The following is a 17456-nucleotide window of genomic DNA, read 5'->3' on the forward strand; positions in this document are numbered from 1 at the left end:
TGGTATTAATAGTAAAGTTTTTTCTAGTAAAACTTTTAATACGAGTTATTATTGGTTCTTCTTTCGCCCCTTAGAGTTAAATAACATCAATTCAATATAACAAAATTCTATTTTTCATTCGCCTTTCCCGTCACTAATTTCCCCTTTTCCGTCATACTCCCACCTAGTGTCTATGGTCTATAGTCCAGAACCTCTTACTCCATTTACTAATTTCCAAATTTGCTAATTCTCTAATTTCCCCACCCGTCAATTCTCTTTCCGTCATACTTCCTCCTAGTGCCTATGGCCTAAGGCCTAGTACCTATTTCTCCTTCTTTCGCTTCGAAACCCCGTTTTTAACATTTTTATCATTGTTGTATCATAGTGTTAATCAACTTTTTATATACCCTTTCTATACCAATCGTCCAAGATTCGTATAAGCTTCCTATAAGCTCCCTATAAGCTAACCATACCCTCCTAACGAGCATTTCTCACCAAAATCACCCTTAACTCACTTTCGAATTTCTCTGTTTTCTTCCGATAGCTCTAACCCTCTATCGCCCGCGTGACTCGCACCTCCCACCTGTCTGACCCCCGTTCTACAAGTCCGCCTCTACTGCTCCATTTTTTGTAGTTCGTGCCCCATTTACTAAGCACGGCATTCGTTTTTAAAATAATAGGCTTATACTTTATTAATAAACCACAAAAAAATAGTAGAGAATATTAGATGTTTTCTCTTTAAAAAGTCGCTTTTGCGGATTGCCCCCCTTCCTTTCGGGAAGGGGGAACGGGGGGTAGGTTTTTAAATACAAGTGCCCCATTTACTAAGTTTCAAATTTGCTAATTTGCCAATTAGTTTGTACTTTTGCACCAAATTATATTTACTCAACAGAAATAAAGCAAATGAATATATTACGATTTATCACCGCAGGTAGTGTAGACGACGGTAAAAGTACCCTTATAGGTCGATTGTTATACGATAGCAAAAGTATTTTAGCCGACCAGCTCGAAGCATTGGAACAACAATCAAAAAATAAGAACGACGATGGTATCGACCTTGCTATCATCACCGATGGGCTCCGTGCTGAACGCGAACAAGGGATTACTATCGATGTAGCCTACCGCTACTTTGCTACTCCCAAACGCAAATTTATCATCGCCGATGCTCCTGGTCATACCCAATACACCCGCAATATGATTACAGGGGCTTCTAATTCCGAGCTTATAATCATTTTGGTAGACGCTCGCAATGGCGTAACCGAACAAACTCGTCGCCATTCAATCATCGCCTCTCTCCTCAATATCCCAGAGGTAGTGGTAGCCGTAAACAAAATGGACTTGGTAGGTTATAGCGAAGAGGTTTTTAACAATATCAAGCAAGAGTACGAAGAGATTGCCAAACGTTTAGGATTGAAGAGCGTGCACTATTTCCCAATTTCGGCTTTTGTAGGCGATAATATCGTGAATACCACTGAGGCGATGCCTTGGTACAAAGGTAATTCGCTTTTAGACTTTTTGGAAACAGTAGAAATTAGCAAAGACAACTATGACCAACCTCGTTTTCAAGTGCAGTATGTAATACGTCCACAAACCGAAGCTTTACACGATTATCGCGGTTATGCGGGAGAAGTCATTTCGGGCACTTATCGCAAAGGTGATGCGATAATAGTAGAACCAGAAGGTATTACTACAAAACTCAGTAAGATAGAGTATAACGGTGAAGAAGTTGCAGAAGCAAAGGCAGGTGACCCAGTAGTACTACACATCGAAGACGATATTGATATTTCTCGTGGTGACTACTTTGCCAAACAAGGAGCAGAGCCTCAGCAAGGGCAAGATATCGAGGCTATTGTATGCTGGATGGATAAACGCGAATTGCGCGAAGATAATAAATACTTGTTGCAACAGCGTAGTAAACTTGTAAAAGCAATTGTGAAGGAAATAGAGTATAAAATAGACGTCAATACTCTCAACCAAACTGAAGGCGTAGAAAGTGTAAAACTCAATGAAATCGCAAAAATCCGACTCAAAACGGCTTCCCCATTAGTATACGATGCTTTCCAAAGCAATCCTCCAATGGGTAGTGCTATCCTCATCGATGAGACCAGCAACGCTACCGTAGGAGCTGTGATGATATATTAATGCTTTTATTTTTCTGTTTTATTTCACAATAATACAAGTTAAAAAACTTAAAGTATACACAAAAAGCATTAAATAATGTTAAAAAATAAATACTTGTATATATTATACATATATTTGCATCAAAATAACATATAAAAAAATCAAGTTTATGACAGGTAAAGAATTACAAGAAGCAGTTAACAAGCTCTGCTTAGATATGAAAGCTAATTTGCCAGGATTTCTATATTGTGGAATTCTTAATTCTGCTGAAGGGACTATTATCGCAAAAGCTTCATCAAGTCCAGAATTTTCAACAATAGCAGAAGAAACCGCTCCTGTTTTTTCAACTATTGTAGCACAAGTAAAAAGTGTGGTTGCCTTAAGTGAATCATTAAACATTAAAGAGATACATAGTACTCTTATCGAAACCAATAAAATTACTTATGTAATTGGAATTTCGAATTTAGGGAAATTTTTTATTCTCTTAGCCTTAGATAGAGATAAAGCTAATTTAACAATAGCTAGATCTTTGGTTGAAAAAAGTAGACCTCTTGCAGTAATATTAGATGAACAGCTTTAAAAAAAGATATTAAATAGCATCTTCATAGCACAAATTTAGGCACTCTGAATTTGTGCTTTTTTGTTTTTTTTTTACCGAAATATCTTGTACTTCATTAGAATAAGATAACAAGCTCAAATTAGCTTCTCTTTTATAGTATGCAATGCTTTCGAAGTATACCATTCTCATTGATGAAAATAGCAATACTACCGTAGAGCTGTGACGATAGGTTAATAATGAAATTCTAAAAGTTTTATATTTTGGTTGATATAAAAAAGAGCACAAAACAGACTGTCTGTTTTGTGCCCCTTTTTATTTCTTCTGTTAAAAAATACTAAAAAAATCGTCTAATAGTGTTCCAAACTCTCTTTTGCACTTGTAAAGTAAAGCTCTTGAGATACCAATGTTTGATTTAGGTCTATCTAAAGCGGTGATAGAAAAGAATTTACCCAAAGCTGAAATCATCAACATAAACGTGATTTTATCTGTTTCAATAAGGATATAATCTAACTCCAATTTTCCTAAAGCATCATTGCTATCAACTACTTTCTTTACTTGATCAACAATAGTAAGATGAAAAGCAGAGCCTTGCTCAATTATTCTTGAAGCTTCTTCATTAGCAGAAGCTTTGCTTAAGATAGAACCATCGGTACTGCTCAAAATTCCATAAAAAAGGAATCCTGGCATTCCTTCTTTCATATCTTGACAGTGAGCATCAAGCATTTGTTGTAGTTGTGCACCTGTCAGTTGTACTTCCGTATCTGTTTTTACGTCTGTACCTTTCGGTTGTAATACTGTATCTGCCATAATCTATGATCTTTTAGTGGAGGCAAAGGTATAATAATTTTTTAATAAAAAGAAATTTTTTACAAAAAATCTTTTTTCTATTTTTGTCCATAAATATAAAATCTAATGTTAATACAAAGAAAATCAATAGTTAACACTGTAATAAAGTTATTGTTCAAAAGTATGAAATACTGCAGAATTATTTCTGTGAAAAGAAAAAATACTGTAAGTATAAAACGGATATTAACTATTTTATATAAGGAAAATTTAGGCGTCAAACTTGTTTTTTTATATGAACATATAGGATTATTTAATTTATTCTTGTATCTTTGTCCAAGTTTTTTACGATAGAAAAATTACTATTAAACACAAAGTAAATATGAAAATATAGTTTTGTAATAGAATGAATATTATTTTACCTTTAAAAGTATATAACACAAATATATGATAACACATAAATTAACCTCAGAACAAGCAATGGCACTCGAAAATCAGTACGGTGCACATAACTATCACCCACTACCCGTCGTACTCTGCAAAGGGCAAGGGGTATATGTGTGGGACATCGAAGGCAAACGCTACTACGATTTCCTTTCGTCTTACTCTGCCGTAAACCAAGGTCACTGCCACCCACGTATCATCAAAGCGCTTACTGAACAAGCGCAAACTCTTACACTCACTTCTCGCGCTTTCTACAACGATAAGCTCGGAGTGTATGAAAAGTACGTAACCGAGTATTTTGGCTTCGAGAAAGTCCTCCCGATGAACACAGGGGCTGAAGCGGTAGAAACAGCTATTAAAATATGTCGCAAATGGGCGTACGAACAGAAAGGGGTGCCTGAAAGTGCTGCCATCATCATCGTATGCGACCAGAACTTCCACGGGCGTACCACTACAGTTGTATCTTTTTCATCTGATAAAAATGCGCGTAAGAACTTTGGACCTTATACACCTGGTTTTGTTTCCGTTCCTTACAACGATTTAGTCGCTTTGGAACAAGTCCTTGCTGATAATAAAGCAACAGTAGCAGGCTTTTTAGTAGAACCTATACAAGGTGAAGCTGGTGTATACGTCCCTTCTGAGGGGTATTTAAGCGGAGCAAAAGCCTTATGCGAAAAGTATAATGCACTCTTTATCGCCGATGAGGTACAAACAGGAATAGCGCGTACCGGAAAACGTTTGGCAGTAGACCACGAGAATGTAAAACCTGATATATTGGTACTGGGGAAAGCTCTTAGTGGTGGGGTGTATCCCGTAAGTGCTGTCCTTGCTGATGACCGTATTATGCACGTGATTAAAGCTGGGCAACACGGTAGTACTTTTGGAGGCAATCCTTTGGCAGCAGCCGTAGCGATTGAAGCCTTACAGGTAGTAAAAGATGAGCATTTGGCTGAAAATGCCGCTCGTTTGGGTGAGATTTTTCGCAAAGAAATTAGCAACTATATCAAAACCTCAAAAATAGCCACCTTAGTACGTGGTAAAGGGCTCCTAAATGCGGTGGTTATCAACGATACCGAAGAGAGTGACACTGCTTGGAATATCTGTCTAAAGATGCGCGATAATGGGTTACTCGCTAAACCTACTCACGGCAATATCATTAGATTTGCTCCGCCATTGGTAATGAATGAAACGGAATTAAGAGAGTGTATTGCTATTATTATCAATGCTTTAAAAGCGTTTGAAAAGTAATACGCTATATTGCATACAGATAAAAAGCTACCTAATATTTTAGGTAGCTTTTTATTTATACAGAAATATTTTGTACATTTGCCCCATAGGAACAAAATTCATTTTATAAAAGAGAAAATTATGTATAATTTATTAAAAGGAAAAAGAGGCATCATCTTTGGTGCCTTAGACGAAAATTCTATTGCTTGGAAAACAGCAGAACGTGTACACGAAGAAGGTGGTAAGTTTGTACTTACCAATGCTCCCGTAGCAATGCGTATGGGAGAAATAAAAAACTTAGCCGAAAAAACAGGCTCTGAAATTATTCCTGCCGACGCTACCAATATGGACGATCTCCAAAACTTGGTAAGCAAAGCTATGGAGATTTTAGGGGGTAAGTTGGATTTTGTGTTGCACTCTATCGGTATGTCGGTAAACGTGCGCAAAAACATTCCTTATACCGAGTCTAACTATGTGAACACTGAAAAAGGGTGGGACGTTTCAGCACTTTCTTTTCACAAAGTATGCCAAGTGCTTTATAAGAATGATGCAATGAACGAGTGGGGTAGTATTGTTGCCCTTACTTATATGGCAGCACAACGCACCTTCCCTGATTATAACGATATGGCTGATAATAAAGCCTACTTAGAATCTATTGCGCGTAGTTTTGGCTATTTCTTTGGTAAAGACAAGAAAGTGCGAGTGAATACCATTTCACAATCACCTACCGCTACTACTGCAGGACAAGGCGTAAAAGGTTTCGACGGTTTTATCGCCTACGCCGATGCTATGTCACCACTGGGTAATGCCACCGCTCAAGATTGTGCCAATTATACGGTATCTCTCTTCTCCGATCTTACTCGCAAAGTAACGATGCAAAACCTTTTCCACGATGGAGGCTTCTCTAATACTGGTGTAAGCCAAGAAGTAATTGAACGATTTACTAAGTAGTAGTTAGAAATCGGTTGTTAGTAGTTAAAAAACTAACGGCTAATAACTACTGACTAATAACTAATGAAATGAAGTATCTTTTCATTTATTTAGTGCGCTTTTATCAAGTAGCCATTTCGCCACTCAAGCCTCCTACGTGCAGGTATACCCCTACCTGCTCGCAATACACTTTAGAAGCCTTGCAAAAGTACGGTTTTTTTAAAGGAGGCTGGTTGGCAATTAAGCGTATATGTAGTTGCCACCCTTGGGGAGGAAGTGGCTATGACCCCGTACCTTAAATAAACAATAAAAATGCTTTGGGAAAACTTACTCTCTCTTAACAAATATGGTGATACTAGTCTTCGTTTGCGAAAAAATGAAGATGAAACACGACTCAGTTTTGATATGGATTATGACCGTGTGGTCTTTTCAAGTGCTTTTCGTAGCTTGCAGGACAAAACACAAGTAATTCCGCTTTCAAAAACAAGTTTTGTACACACACGTCTTACACATAGTATTGAGGTGTCGGTAGTGGGGCGTAGTTTGGGGCGTGCTGTGGGTAAACACGTGCTCACCAAATATCCTCACTTGTGCGAATTGGGTTACCAAACTAATGATTTTGGAGCCATTATTGCAGCAGCGGCGGTAGCACACGATATTGGTAATCCACCTTTTGGGCACAGTGGTGAAAAGGCTATAGGAGAGTTTTTTCAATTCAAAAAAGGAACTGCTATCAAACATTTACTCACAGAAGCCGAGTATGCTGATTTGTGTAGTTTTGAAGGGAATGCCAATGGTTTTAGAATTCTTAATGAAACACGTTTGGGGGTAGAGGGGGGCTTACGGCTTACTTATGCTACCTTAGGAGCTTTTACTAAGTATCCTAAAGAATCACTACCTGTACGTCCTACTGACCGTATAGCTGATAAGAAATATGGTTTTTTCCAAGGTGATAAAAAATTCTTCAAAGAGGTAGCTGAAACTTTAGGACTAAAATCTAATAGTGTAAATGGTGAATTGCGTTATGCACGTCATCCCTTAGCTTTCTTGGTAGAGGCAGCCGACGATATTTGTTATACTATTATAGACTTTGAAGACGGTATCAACTTAGGGCTTATAAGCGAAGATGTAGCTTTAGAGTATTTAGGTGGTATCATCTCAGATAAGATAAATACTCATAAATATAGCAAACTACAAACTAAAGAAGAGCGTATTGCTTATTTGCGTGCAGTTGCTATAGGAGCTTTGATACAAGATGCTACCGACATCTTCTTGCAAAATGAAGATGCAATCTTGGCAGGAGAATTTCACCAGTCACTTTTATATGATAGTAAATATCGCCATCAAATCACTGATGTAATAGATTGTAGTGTGGAACGTATATATCAATCCGATGAGGTAGTAGAAAAGGAAGTATCGGGCTATGTGGTTTTACAACATTTATTAGATATCTTTTTTACAGCTATTATCAATCAAGAAAACGGACGTGAAACATCATTTGATAAACTTTTGCTTAAAAAGTTACCTGAAAAGTATCGCAAAAATGGCTCGTTATATGACAAAGTGATGGGCATTACTTGTTATATTACAAGCCTTACCGATAGTAATGCAGTGGAATTACATCTAAAAACAGCCAATACAACCTTTAATATCTAATACTTTAATATGTTTATTATCAGATATATTATAAAGAAAGATTAAAAAAAGTTTAAAAAAACGCTCTAAAAATTTGCAAGTAATAAAAAAAGTAGTACCTTTGCAACCGCAATGAAGAAATGAATTGCACAAATTTGCTGAAGGTCTGGTAGTTCAGCTGGTTAGAATACATGCCTGTCACGCATGGGGTCGCGGGTTCGAGTCCCGTCCAGACCGCTTCATAAGATTTAGTTGTGTTGTTTTGTGTAAATATTTTTACACGGGTTTATAGTAAACCAATGAAAGCTTTCCTTTCTCCAAGGAGAGCTTTTCTTTTTAAGTGAGATTTAGAATATAAATTCCCTTAATTCTCTAATAATAAAAAAGCTACCTATAAACTTTATAGGTAGCTTTTTAGAAATTTAATTATTAATCTAATCCTCGTGTTCTTCTAAATAAGCTTTTCTTACCTTCTTAAACAGCTCTGATGAATACACAAAGTCAGTAACTGCTTCGTTATCGGTGCGGAAAATAGTTTCTTTAGAGCCTTCCCATTCTTTATAGCCATTTTTTAGGAATACAATCTTAGCCCCTATTTCCATTACTGAGTTCATATCGTGAGTATTGATTACGGTGGTGATGTTAAACTCTTCAGTAATTTCTTGAATAAGGTTGTCTATTACGATAGAGGTCTTAGGATCTAGTCCTGAGTTAGGCTCATCACAAAACAGATAGTTGGGTTGGTTTACAATCGCACGAGCAATAGCAACCCTTTTCTGCATACCTCCAGAAATTTCTGATGGTAATTTATCATCGGCATTTACTAAGTTTACACGGCTCAATACTATATTAGCACGCTCGCGTATTTCTTCAGGTGTTTTTTGAGAAAACATCTTCAAAGGGAACATCACATTCTCGAGCACCGTCATAGAGTCGAATAAAGCGCTTCCTTGGAATACCATTCCCATTTTTTGACGCAAGGCTACACGTTCTTTGCGTTTCATATCAGCGTACTTCACCCCATCGTAGATAATGTCGCCCGAATCGGGGGTAAAAAGACCTAAAAGTGATTTGAGGAACACAGTTTTACCTGAACCACTTTGCCCGATAATCAGATTCGTTTTACCTTTTTCAAAAGTAGTAGAAATACCTTTGAGCACTTCAGTTCCATTAAAAGATTTATGTAAATTTTCTACTTGTATCATATTTCTGCCGAAGCTACCACTGCCTCTTTGTTTATTTTCTTCACCAAGCCTTGTAGCACTTTGCCAGGTCCTACTTCAATAAATTCGGTAGCACCATCAGCAATCATCTGTTGTACACTTTGTGTCCATTTCACAGGAGCAGTAAGTTGCTTGATGAGGTTCTTTTTAATGTTAGCTTCATTGCTTACAGCCGTAGTAGTTACATTTTGGTATACTGGACAAAGTGGTTTATGGAAAGTCGTTTGCTCAATCGCTGCTGCCAATTCTTCTTCGGCAGGTTTCATCAGTACTGAGTGAAAAGCTCCGCCTACAGGCAATACAAGAGCACGCTTAGCTCCTGCTTCTTTCATCTTTTCGCAAGCTGCTTCTACAGCTTTGAGTTCACCTGAAATCACCAACTGACCTGGGCAATTATAGTTGGCAGGGGTTACAATTCCGTCAACTGTTGCACAAAGTTCTTCAACCTTACTATCGTCTAAGCCTAATACGGCAGCCATTGTACCAGGTTGTAATTCGCAAGCCTTTTGCATAGCGGTAGCACGTTTGGCTACTAATTGCAAACCATCTTCAAATGAGAGGGCTTCATTGGCTACTAAAGCAGAAAATTCACCTAATGAATGTCCTGCAACCATTTGAGGAGCAAAATTTTTACCGAGTACTTTGCTAAGGATTACTGAGTGCAAGAAGATAGCAGGCTGGGTAACTTTGGTTTGTTTGAGGTCTTCATCAGTACCGCTGAACATTATATCAGTAATGGAGAAGCCGAGAATGCCATTAGCTACTTCAAAAAGAGCTTTGGCTTCAGCAGATTTTTCGTATAAATCAAGCCCCATACCTACAAATTGGGCTCCTTGACCTGGGAAGATGTATGCTTTCATTTATTTTTATTTTTATAAGATTGAAAGTACAAAGATATTACTTTTCTATAAGAATGCCAAATATTTGCGTCAAAATATCTTTAGCGACTTCTTCTTTAGTTTTTAAAGGAAAACTGATTTGTGTTTTTTTAGTAATAAAAGTAACTTTATTGGTATCAGTACCAAAGCCTGCGCCTGCATCGCGCAAGGAGTTGAGTACAATAGCATCTAAATTCTTTTTCTCCAATTTGGTTTGGGCATTGGCAACTTCATTTTCAGTCTCTAAGGCAAAACCTATAAGCGTCTGAGTAGTTTTGATTTTTCCTAAAGATGCCAATATATCGACGGTAGGCACTAAGGTTAGACTGAGATTACCGCCTTTCTTTTTAATTTTTTCGGAGGCTACAGTTTCAGGCGTATAGTCAGCCACAGCAGCGGCAAGGATAGCGATATCACAAGTAGGGAATTCGGTTACAGCAGCTTCGTACATTTGCTGAGCGCTTACCACCCGATGCAAGTGAATTTGTGAGTGAATATTCTTTTCAGTAGAGGAACCTAATATTAAATGTACCTCAGCTCCTTGTCGTACGGCTTCATTAGCAAGGGCAATCCCCATTTTGCCAGAAGAAAAGTTTCCTATAAAACGTACGGGGTCGATTGCCTCGTAAGTAGGACCTGCAGTAATGAGAATTTTTTTACCTTTAAAAGGAAGATTTTCGGTAAGTGCATTCTCTAAAAACAGCACTATATCTTCGGGTTCAGCCATACGTCCTTGTCCAACAAGTCCGCTAGCGAGTTCGCCATAAGTTGCGGGAATGATATGATTACCAAAAGACTTTAATTTAATTAAATTCTCGGTAACCGTAGGGTGGGCATACATATCCAAATCCATTGCAGGAGCAATGAATACAGGTGCTTTAGCAGAGAAATAAGTAGCCAACAGTAAGTTATCACATACACCGTGAGCCATTTTACCAATGGTATTAGCCGTAGCAGGAGCGATGAGCATCGCATCTGCCCATAGAGCTAACTCTACGTGGCTATGCCAATTGCCCTCGGGAGAGGAAAAATTTGTTAGCACAGGGCTTTTAGATACTGTACTGAGGGTAAGAGGTGTTACAAACTCTTTTGCATTCTCAGTGAGAATTACCTTTACATTGTGTTCCTTTTTGATGAGTAAGCGTATTAATTGAGGTGTCTTATAAGCCGCTATACCCGCAGTAATACCAAGTACAATATTCATAATTCAGAAATATAATCAGAAAAAGGCTCTAAACGGCAAGCAAACGCTTACTGCTTAAAGCCTAACAAATAATCTATAAATACCCAATTCTATTCGGCTTCACGGTAATAAATCTTACCCTCAAGCCATTCTTTTACAGCAATAGCTTGTGGTTTAGGCAAGCGCTCATAAAAGCGAGATACCTCTATTTGCTCTTTATTCTCAAAGATTTCCTCCAAGCTATCATTATTAGTAGCGAAAGCCTCTAATTTTTCTACTAATTCCTTTTTAATTTCGGCATTTATTTGGTTAGCTCTTTTAGCAATAATAGAAATAGCTTCATAAATATTACCCGTAGGTGCTTCTATAGCCGATTTGTTATAAGTAACAGTAGTGGTAGGAGCATCTATTTTCTTAAAATCCATAATGTAATGATATTATTTTTGTGATATAAAACTTTTCAATGATGTGTTTATTTTCGTAAGCATATTCTCTGCTTCCTTTTTGTATTTAGTTTCAGGGTAGGCACGCAATAAGTTGTCGTAAGCTTCTTTAGCAGTATTGAGGCGTTCTTCTTTCTTAGTTTCTATACTGTTGATAGCCCACTCGTAAGCTGAATGCAAACGCGTGTACAACGCATCTTCTCTAAAGACACTACCTGGGTTATTGGTCAAAAAGTTGTCTAACGACTTCATTGCTGCTTGATAGTCGCGTATTTGGTCGTATTGTTTAGCTATTTCAAACTCTTTTTTCTCTAAGCGAGTTACTAAGTCTAAGGCTAGCTCGTTAGCTTCCTTAGCATATTCACTATCAGAGTATCTATCCAAAAAGTATTGTAATTTCTCTAGAGCCTGATAGGTATAAGTTTGGTCTACACTATATTTAGGAGTTTCCAAGTAAAGCGATTTTGCTTCTAAGAAAGCCGACTCTGTAGCTTTTTCGCTACGAGGATATAATTTCTGAAGTCGTTCAAACTGATAAGACGCCAAACTGTATTGTTTTAGCTGATAGTAAGAATCTCCAAACATATAATAAATACGTTCTCCTTGTGGCTTACCTGCATATTCTGAAGCTATTTGTTCAAAAAGGCGTGTCGCTTTTTTATATTTTTTAGCCTTATATAGCTTTTCAGCCTCAGTGTATTTTACGCTTCCTTCTTTTGATTTCAAGGCCTTTTGATACTCTCCACACGAAGTAAAGAGCACAGTCAGCAGACCGATGATGATATATTTTTTTATTAACATTCGGCAAAAGTAAAAAGTTTTTCTGATATAACAAAATTATGTGAGCATTCCTCCATCAACATTGAGCACCTGCCCTGTGATGTAAGCCGACATATCGGAGGCTAAAAACACACAAGCATTCGCTACATCTTCAGGTTGTCCGCCACGTTTTAGAGGAATAGCATCACGCCAGCTTTGTACTACTTTTTCGTCAAGTACAGCCGTCATTTCGGTTTCTATAAAGCCTGGAGCGATAGCATTGCAACGGATATTTCGAGAACCTAACTCTAAGGCAATCGATTTGGTAAAGCCGATAATTCCCGCTTTAGAAGCCGCATAGTTTGACTGTCCAGCATTGCCTTTCAAGCCCACTACACTACTCATATTGATAATAGAACCTTTACGTTGTTTAAGCATAATGCGCTGTACCGCTTTGGTCATATTAAACACCGATTTGAGATTTACCTCTATTACCTTATCAAAATCTTCTTCACTAATGCGCATCAGTAGGTTGTCTTTAGTGATACCTGCGTTGTTTACTAGAATATCAACTGTGCCAAATTCCGCTACCACTGCATCTACAAATTCTTGCGACTGTGCGAAGTCAGAAGCATCGCTTTGGTAGCCTTTTACTTTCACACCTTTTGTAGCTAATTCTTTCTCTAATGTCATTGCAGCATCCACTGATGAACTGTACGAAAAAGCAATGTTTGCCCCGTGGGAAGCAAATACTTTGGCTATACCACACCCAATGCCTCTACTAGCACCAGTGATAATAGCTGTTTTCCCTTCTAATAATTTCATATTACTAATTGTTAATTATGAATTGTCAATTGTTTTCAACCGCCTATGCGCTTCACCTTAAACCCTTTTTCTTTGAGAAGTTGCATAATAGTGTCGCGGTAATCACCTTGTATGAGGATAGTATCGTTTTTCACAGTTCCCCCTACCCCAAGGTACGTTTTAAGTTCTTTAGCCAAAATCTTAAAATCGGCTTCTGCGCCATTATAGCCCTCAATTACGGTTACGGGTTTTCCTTTGCGTTTTTCGTATTTGCATAGTAAAGGCTCTTCCTGCAACCAAATATTAGAAGGAGCTTCTTGAGGTATCTCCTCTTCTATATGGTCAGGGAAAAGTGATTTTAACTGATCTCTTAAATCCATCACTATTTAGGTTGAGTGTAGCTGATACGCAATTTTACATCTTTTATAACAGTACCCAAAGGAGTAACCACTGCTGAAGATGGTATTTTTCCTTTTGTATTAGTGTTTCTCAAATATGCTCCTAAGTTAGTGTTTTTCACATTAGAAGCTATTACTATTCCTAAAGGTACATTTGTTCCTATTTCATTAACCAGATTTAAAATATGATTGGTAATCCTCAATTGGTAAAAAGCTCCTTTCCCGTTTTCTTTTTGCAATTTTCCTAGGTGATAGAGATATGAATAAGTAGACGAATCAGCATTTGATGTTGGGTCGTACTGATAATCTACAAGTACAGCTCCTGTTTGGGTGTTATAGATAAAGAGGCGTTCAGGCTCTTTTGTATAGCTTACTGAATTATCCACATATAACAATAAACTCGCATCGGTTACCATTAGTTTTTGCGACTTAATATGAGCAATATCTGTATCCGAAATAGTAATAGAAGCTGTTTGTCCTAAAGCTCCACTGAGATATATTTTACTGCTATCAGTTAAACTCTCTCCTGAATTGTTAAATAAGTTTACTGTAATGCCATTCAGTGAAAGTTCATAACGATTTTTACGAGTTTCTGTAGTTGTAGAATTCGTTCCTGAAGTTTTATAGCTATATACAATCTCTATTTTTGCATTTGCCATATTTAGGAGCATCATTAAATCCTTTGAAAAGTTAGAAGTACTGACACTAATCCCTTTAAAATATTTTTTAAATTCATTAGCGTTAGCAAGTTCGCTACTGCCTTCCTTGTTGATAATTTTTGTTTGGAAGAAATTTGTGCTTAGTGGAATACGCAACCCTGGTGCTAATACATCTTGTACTTTTTTACTCTCATCTTCACTTGTTTGTGGGTTGTCAAACTGATAGCGAGTAATAGCTTTATTACTGATAGTGTAAGTACTAGTAGTGTTAGACACAATAGAAGCACCTAAATTACTTGTAATATTAGTGTCGTTTGAATAATATATTTTAGCATTGAGATCCGTATCAATATCACTTAAAAAATAGTTCAGTTCTCTCACATTTACTTGAAAGCTCGCATCTCTATTCCCATAGATAGAATCTAACGTATATTCTACATTTTGAGAGTAAGAAGCGTTGCTATTAGAACTATTCGGATTGAAGAAAGGAATGTATAGATACGCTTCTGTAACGGTTTCATTTTCCGATTTGTTCTCACTATTTTCAGAGGCTTGTGTTTTAGTTCCAAAAGTCGGATTAACAGCTGGTAATGTTACTTGTGCCACTATGGTAGCCGATTTGGTACCAAACGGAACTTGGCTATACTGTCCTAATAAGTATCCTCCTAAACCGTTAGTTTGTACTGCACTTTCTTTTACTTGGTTTACCTGAATAGTAGCTGTAAATACATTAGTGTCAAAATTAGGATTTTTTAGCAGTCCACCATCTATCTCGTTAAAATCATTACTTGAGCACGCACTGAAAAGTGTTACTATAGTAGCAAAAAATAAAATCTTCTGTATGTTATTCATTCGTTTGTTATTTCTTTAATATTTTAGTGTAAAATTCGCGGTAAGAATCTTGGAAAGTTTCCTTATCACTGTTGTAAAGAACAGGCTTTCTTAGATTTTTTAGGTAGGTTTGGAAATCCTCAGGCATATCTTCACTCACCACTACAACTCCATCTGAATATTTGATAGCGACACGCATCAAATTGTAATAAGTAGGATTTTTTAGCGGGTCTACCGTCTTTTTACTAATACCATCAAAAGCCACTTTATTGATAAGCGTACTGTCCAAAGCCCCCTCATAATCGCTATCGAATACTGAGGTAACAATCTTACTTTCTGAAAAGATAGGTTCATCTTTGTAATAGGTGCGCAAGTAAAGAGGCAACAAAGCCGATGCCCAACCGTGTATATGAATAATATCGGGTAACCAATTGAGTTTTTTAACAGTTTCTACAATACCTTTAGCAAAGAAAATACAACGCTCATCGTTGTCTGGGTACATATTGTTTTCTCCATCAAAGAGTGTGCCAGTGCGCCTGAAATATTCATCGTTGTCAATAAAATAAACCTGTATGCGCTCCTTAGGGATAGAAGCTACTTTAATAATCAGAGGTACATCAATATCATTGATAATAATATTCATCCCCGAAAGGCGTATCACCTCGTGCAACTGATGACGTCGCTCATTGATATTACCAAACTTGGGCATAAAAATACGTATCTGCCCTCCATTGTTATTCACCATTCTCGGGGCTTCAAATGACATCTTTGCCAACTCACTATAGGGCGAATAAGGCAACACTTCCGACGATACGTAGAGTACTTTTTTATCTTTCATAAAAAGTAATTAGTTATTTTAATTAGCTCTTAGAAGGCACAAAAGTACAAAAAATTATGCACATATCCATAATTTTATATAAGTTTGCACCCAAAAAAGATTTGATACCGATGATTTACACACACCAAAAGGAACTCCATAACCTATTGGAAACCCTTAAAAATCAAGGAAAAACGATTGGATTAGTGCCCACTATGGGCGCTTTACACGACGGGCATTTATCACTCGTAAAAAAAGCTAAACAAGAGAATGATATAGTGGTAGTGAGCATTTTTGTGAACCCTACGCAGTTTAACAACCCTACCGATTTGCAAAAATACCCGCGTACCTTAGAAGCCGATGCTCAGAAGATTGCTCAGTTCAGTAAAGAGATATTCATTTTTGCCCCTACCGTAGCCGATATTTATGGCGAAGAAGTAGTCGCTGAACCTTTTGACTTTGCAGGATTAGACAAAGTGATGGAAGGTACTTCTCGCCCTGGTCATTTCGATGGTGTAGGTACGATTGTTAAAAAACTTTTTGAGATTGTAATGCCCGATAGAGCTTATTTTGGTGAAAAAGATTACCAACAACTGCTTATTATTCAGCAAATGGTACGACAAACGGGCTTGCCAGTAACCATTGTTCCTTGCCCAATCGTGCGCAATGCCGATGGTTTGGCTCTCAGCTCCCGCAATGCTCTCCTCAGCGAGCCAATGAAACAGCGTGCTACCATTATTTACAGCACTCTACTCGCTGCCAAAGAACGTTTTGCTACTCATAGCCCTGCTGAAATAGAAATCTGGGTAAAAGGAGTCTTTGCTCAACAGCCCGACTTCACCTTAGAATATTTTACCATTACCGATGCGCATACTTTGCAACCTATTACCAAAAAAGAAGCAGGTAAAGACTACCGTGCTTTTATAGTAGTACACGCCGAGGGAGTAAGATTGATTGATAACCTTGCTTTTTAACTAAAAAGTAATAAAAAACTTTGCCAAAGCTCTGATAGTCTCTGGTGCTACGAGCTTTGGCAAAGAGATATATTTTGTAAATAGCTAATTGATTAATTTCCCTTCGTAACTATAAATACATTTTCTTTCTCTACTCCTATCACTTCGTGCTCTACATCTACGGGTATTTGATAGGTATCGAGGTCTTTGAGCACAATTTCTTCTCCATTGATAAGAAAACGTACAGTTCCTTTCACCATAATAAGGGTTGCAGGGATACTGGTAGTGTGTTTTTTCAGCACTCCTCCTTCACCTAAAGCTATGGCTACTTGTCTCACATTTTTACCATCTTTTACAAAATAAGTAGTAGGTTTATCAGTCTTAAAAGTGAGCTTATCGGCTAAGTTTACTTTCTGTAACGATTTTACGTGTTCTACTGTTTTGGCATTCACAACCGTAATGTTGTGCATTTTAAGAATGTCCTGTGCTTTGCCAGCGCGTATACCGCGACGGCAAAAGAGAACGATATTTTCTTTTCCTTTTAGTTCTTGCCATCGGGCACCCATCTCTTCCAAAGGAATATTAATGGCTCCTTCAGCAGTCCCCGCGGCGTATTCTTTTGGAGTACGCACATCTATTAAAGTTACATTTTTAGCGTTGATACGCTCGGCGAGCGTTTGGGATTTTGCTGTAATTGTTACAAGCAAAAGTATCCCTAAGGTCATTGAATACTTCATAAAGATTAATTTTATTATATAGCTTAGCGTTAGAACAATTTTGCTCCGTAAATACTCGTTTTTATGAATTGTTTCCTCTCCTTTGGAGAAGTC

The 17456-nt window shown here is 37.5% G+C and carries 18 protein-coding genes and 1 tRNA gene; 8 read left to right on the plus strand and 11 right to left on the minus strand.

The window, feature by feature from the left end:
- Positions 1-882: 882 nt before the first annotated feature.
- Both AM608_RS11070 and AM608_RS11075 read left to right on the plus strand, forming a co-directional pair.
- Positions 883-2121, plus strand: coding sequence for a sulfate adenylyltransferase subunit 1 (locus tag AM608_RS11070; RefSeq protein ID WP_053581783.1), 1239 nt, complete (start codon positions 883-885; stop codon positions 2119-2121).
- Between the two features lie 148 nt (positions 2122-2269).
- Complete coding sequence (locus AM608_RS11075; RefSeq protein ID WP_053581784.1) at positions 2270-2680, plus strand: hypothetical protein; 411 nt, start codon at positions 2270-2272, stop codon at positions 2678-2680.
- A 303-nt stretch (positions 2681-2983) separates the two neighbouring features.
- Here the strand turns inward: AM608_RS11075 and AM608_RS11080 are convergent, their stop codons facing one another.
- The gene (locus tag AM608_RS11080; protein ID WP_053581785.1) at positions 2984-3466 is read right to left on the minus strand and encodes a hypothetical protein; all 483 of its coding nucleotides are present in this window, start codon (positions 3464-3466) and stop codon (positions 2984-2986) included.
- A gap of 423 nt (positions 3467-3889) precedes the next feature.
- On the opposite strand from AM608_RS11080, the gene rocD reads away from it, so the two are divergent.
- From rocD to AM608_RS11105, 5 genes are all read left to right on the plus strand, one after another.
- Positions 3890-5134, plus strand: coding sequence for an ornithine--oxo-acid transaminase (gene rocD / locus AM608_RS11085; RefSeq protein WP_053581786.1), 1245 nt, complete (start codon positions 3890-3892; stop codon positions 5132-5134).
- 120 nt (positions 5135-5254) lie between these two features.
- The gene (locus tag AM608_RS11090) at positions 5255-6064 is read left to right on the plus strand and encodes an enoyl-ACP reductase (RefSeq protein WP_053581874.1); all 810 of its coding nucleotides are present in this window, start codon (positions 5255-5257) and stop codon (positions 6062-6064) included.
- A gap of 68 nt (positions 6065-6132) precedes the next feature.
- On the plus strand, positions 6133-6342 hold the full coding sequence (yidD, locus tag AM608_RS11095) for a membrane protein insertion efficiency factor YidD (protein ID WP_002680684.1): 210 nt from the start codon (positions 6133-6135) through the stop codon (positions 6340-6342).
- 13 nt (positions 6343-6355) lie between these two features.
- The gene (dgt, locus tag AM608_RS11100) at positions 6356-7699 is read left to right on the plus strand and encodes a dGTP triphosphohydrolase (RefSeq protein WP_053581787.1); all 1344 of its coding nucleotides are present in this window, start codon (positions 6356-6358) and stop codon (positions 7697-7699) included.
- A gap of 142 nt (positions 7700-7841) precedes the next feature.
- Positions 7842-7915, plus strand: a tRNA-Asp gene (locus AM608_RS11105).
- Between the two features lie 197 nt (positions 7916-8112).
- On the opposite strand, the gene AM608_RS11110 is transcribed toward AM608_RS11105, so the two are convergent.
- The 9 genes from AM608_RS11110 to AM608_RS11150 all read right to left on the minus strand — a co-directional run bounded on the left by AM608_RS11110 (position 8113) and on the right by AM608_RS11150 (position 15694).
- On the minus strand, positions 8113-8883 hold the full coding sequence (locus AM608_RS11110; protein ID WP_009420696.1) for an ABC transporter ATP-binding protein: 771 nt from the start codon (positions 8881-8883) through the stop codon (positions 8113-8115).
- The gene (gene fabD, locus AM608_RS11115) at positions 8880-9761 is read right to left on the minus strand and encodes an ACP S-malonyltransferase (RefSeq protein WP_009420695.1); all 882 of its coding nucleotides are present in this window, start codon (positions 9759-9761) and stop codon (positions 8880-8882) included. The genes AM608_RS11110 and fabD overlap by 4 nt, the downstream gene beginning before the upstream one ends.
- A gap of 37 nt (positions 9762-9798) precedes the next feature.
- Positions 9799-10983 (minus strand): bifunctional phosphopantothenoylcysteine decarboxylase/phosphopantothenate--cysteine ligase CoaBC, encoded by a 1185-nt coding sequence (gene coaBC / locus AM608_RS11120; protein WP_053581788.1) that lies wholly within the window; start codon positions 10981-10983, stop codon positions 9799-9801.
- A gap of 89 nt (positions 10984-11072) precedes the next feature.
- Entirely contained in the window at positions 11073-11387 is a 315-nt protein-coding gene (locus tag AM608_RS11125; RefSeq protein ID WP_002670957.1) for a DNA-directed RNA polymerase subunit omega, read from the minus strand.
- A gap of 12 nt (positions 11388-11399) precedes the next feature.
- Entirely contained in the window at positions 11400-12206 is an 807-nt protein-coding gene (locus AM608_RS11130; protein ID WP_009420693.1) for an outer membrane protein assembly factor BamD, read from the minus strand.
- A 36-nt stretch (positions 12207-12242) separates the two neighbouring features.
- On the minus strand, positions 12243-12989 hold the full coding sequence (gene fabG, locus AM608_RS11135; RefSeq protein WP_053581789.1) for a 3-oxoacyl-[acyl-carrier-protein] reductase: 747 nt from the start codon (positions 12987-12989) through the stop codon (positions 12243-12245).
- Positions 12990-13024: 35 nt separating this feature from the next.
- Positions 13025-13348 carry a translation initiation factor gene (locus AM608_RS11140; RefSeq protein ID WP_053581790.1) on the minus strand — a complete coding sequence of 108 codons (324 nt, stop codon included), beginning with the start codon at positions 13346-13348 and terminating at the stop codon, positions 13025-13027.
- Between the two features lie 2 nt (positions 13349-13350).
- A complete protein-coding gene (locus tag AM608_RS11145; RefSeq protein ID WP_053581791.1) occupies positions 13351-14877 on the minus strand; it encodes a DUF4270 domain-containing protein in 1527 nt (508 codons plus the stop codon).
- Between the two features lie 7 nt (positions 14878-14884).
- Positions 14885-15694 (minus strand): glycogen/starch synthase, encoded by an 810-nt coding sequence (locus AM608_RS11150; protein WP_009411690.1) that lies wholly within the window; start codon positions 15692-15694, stop codon positions 14885-14887.
- A 56-nt stretch (positions 15695-15750) separates the two neighbouring features.
- Here AM608_RS11150 and panC point away from each other — a divergent pair, with 56 nt between their 5' ends.
- Positions 15751-16647 carry a pantoate--beta-alanine ligase gene (gene panC, locus AM608_RS11155; RefSeq protein WP_053581792.1) on the plus strand — a complete coding sequence of 299 codons (897 nt, stop codon included), beginning with the start codon at positions 15751-15753 and terminating at the stop codon, positions 16645-16647.
- 92 nt (positions 16648-16739) lie between these two features.
- Here the strand turns inward: panC and AM608_RS11160 are convergent, their stop codons facing one another.
- A complete protein-coding gene (locus tag AM608_RS11160; protein ID WP_053581875.1) occupies positions 16740-17363 on the minus strand; it encodes a rhodanese-like domain-containing protein in 624 nt (207 codons plus the stop codon).
- Positions 17364-17456 lie beyond the last annotated feature (93 nt).

It is taken from the genome of Capnocytophaga sp. oral taxon 323, assembly GCF_001278825.1.
In the GTDB taxonomy this organism is placed as follows: domain Bacteria; phylum Bacteroidota; class Bacteroidia; order Flavobacteriales; family Flavobacteriaceae; genus Capnocytophaga; species Capnocytophaga ochracea.

Bases quoted from the DNA above. Each gene is read 5' to 3' on its own strand.
- AM608_RS11080 (WP_053581785.1), bottom strand. From the start codon at position 3,466: ATGGCAGATACAGTATTACAACCGAAAGGTACAGACGTAAAAACAGAT.
- AM608_RS11130 (WP_009420693.1), bottom strand. From the start codon at position 12,206: ATGTTAATAAAAAAATATATCATCATCGGTCTGCTGACTGTGCTCTTT.
- fabD (WP_009420695.1), bottom strand. From the start codon at position 9,761: ATGAAAGCATACATCTTCCCAGGTCAAGGAGCCCAATTTGTAGGTATG.
- AM608_RS11090 (WP_053581874.1), top strand. From the start codon at position 5,255: ATGTATAATTTATTAAAAGGAAAAAGAGGCATCATCTTTGGTGCCTTA.
- yidD (WP_002680684.1), top strand. From the start codon at position 6,133: ATGAAGTATCTTTTCATTTATTTAGTGCGCTTTTATCAAGTAGCCATT.
- AM608_RS11150 (WP_009411690.1), bottom strand. From the start codon at position 15,694: ATGAAAGATAAAAAAGTACTCTACGTATCGTCGGAAGTGTTGCCTTAT.
- rocD (WP_053581786.1), top strand. From the start codon at position 3,890: ATGATAACACATAAATTAACCTCAGAACAAGCAATGGCACTCGAAAAT.
- AM608_RS11140 (WP_053581790.1), bottom strand. From the start codon at position 13,348: ATGGATTTAAGAGATCAGTTAAAATCACTTTTCCCTGACCATATAGAA.
- fabG (WP_053581789.1), bottom strand. From the start codon at position 12,989: ATGAAATTATTAGAAGGGAAAACAGCTATTATCACTGGTGCTAGTAGA.
- AM608_RS11110 (WP_009420696.1), bottom strand. From the start codon at position 8,883: ATGATACAAGTAGAAAATTTACATAAATCTTTTAATGGAACTGAAGTG.
- AM608_RS11075 (WP_053581784.1), top strand. From the start codon at position 2,270: ATGACAGGTAAAGAATTACAAGAAGCAGTTAACAAGCTCTGCTTAGAT.
- dgt (WP_053581787.1), top strand. From the start codon at position 6,356: ATGCTTTGGGAAAACTTACTCTCTCTTAACAAATATGGTGATACTAGT.
- panC (WP_053581792.1), top strand. From the start codon at position 15,751: ATGCACATATCCATAATTTTATATAAGTTTGCACCCAAAAAAGATTTG.
- AM608_RS11070 (WP_053581783.1), top strand. From the start codon at position 883: ATGAATATATTACGATTTATCACCGCAGGTAGTGTAGACGACGGTAAA.
- AM608_RS11125 (WP_002670957.1), bottom strand. From the start codon at position 11,387: ATGGATTTTAAGAAAATAGATGCTCCTACCACTACTGTTACTTATAAC.
- coaBC (WP_053581788.1), bottom strand. From the start codon at position 10,983: ATGAATATTGTACTTGGTATTACTGCGGGTATAGCGGCTTATAAGACA.
- AM608_RS11160 (WP_053581875.1), bottom strand. From the start codon at position 17,363: ATGAAGTATTCAATGACCTTAGGGATACTTTTGCTTGTAACAATTACA.
- AM608_RS11145 (WP_053581791.1), bottom strand. From the start codon at position 14,877: ATGAATAACATACAGAAGATTTTATTTTTTGCTACTATAGTAACACTT.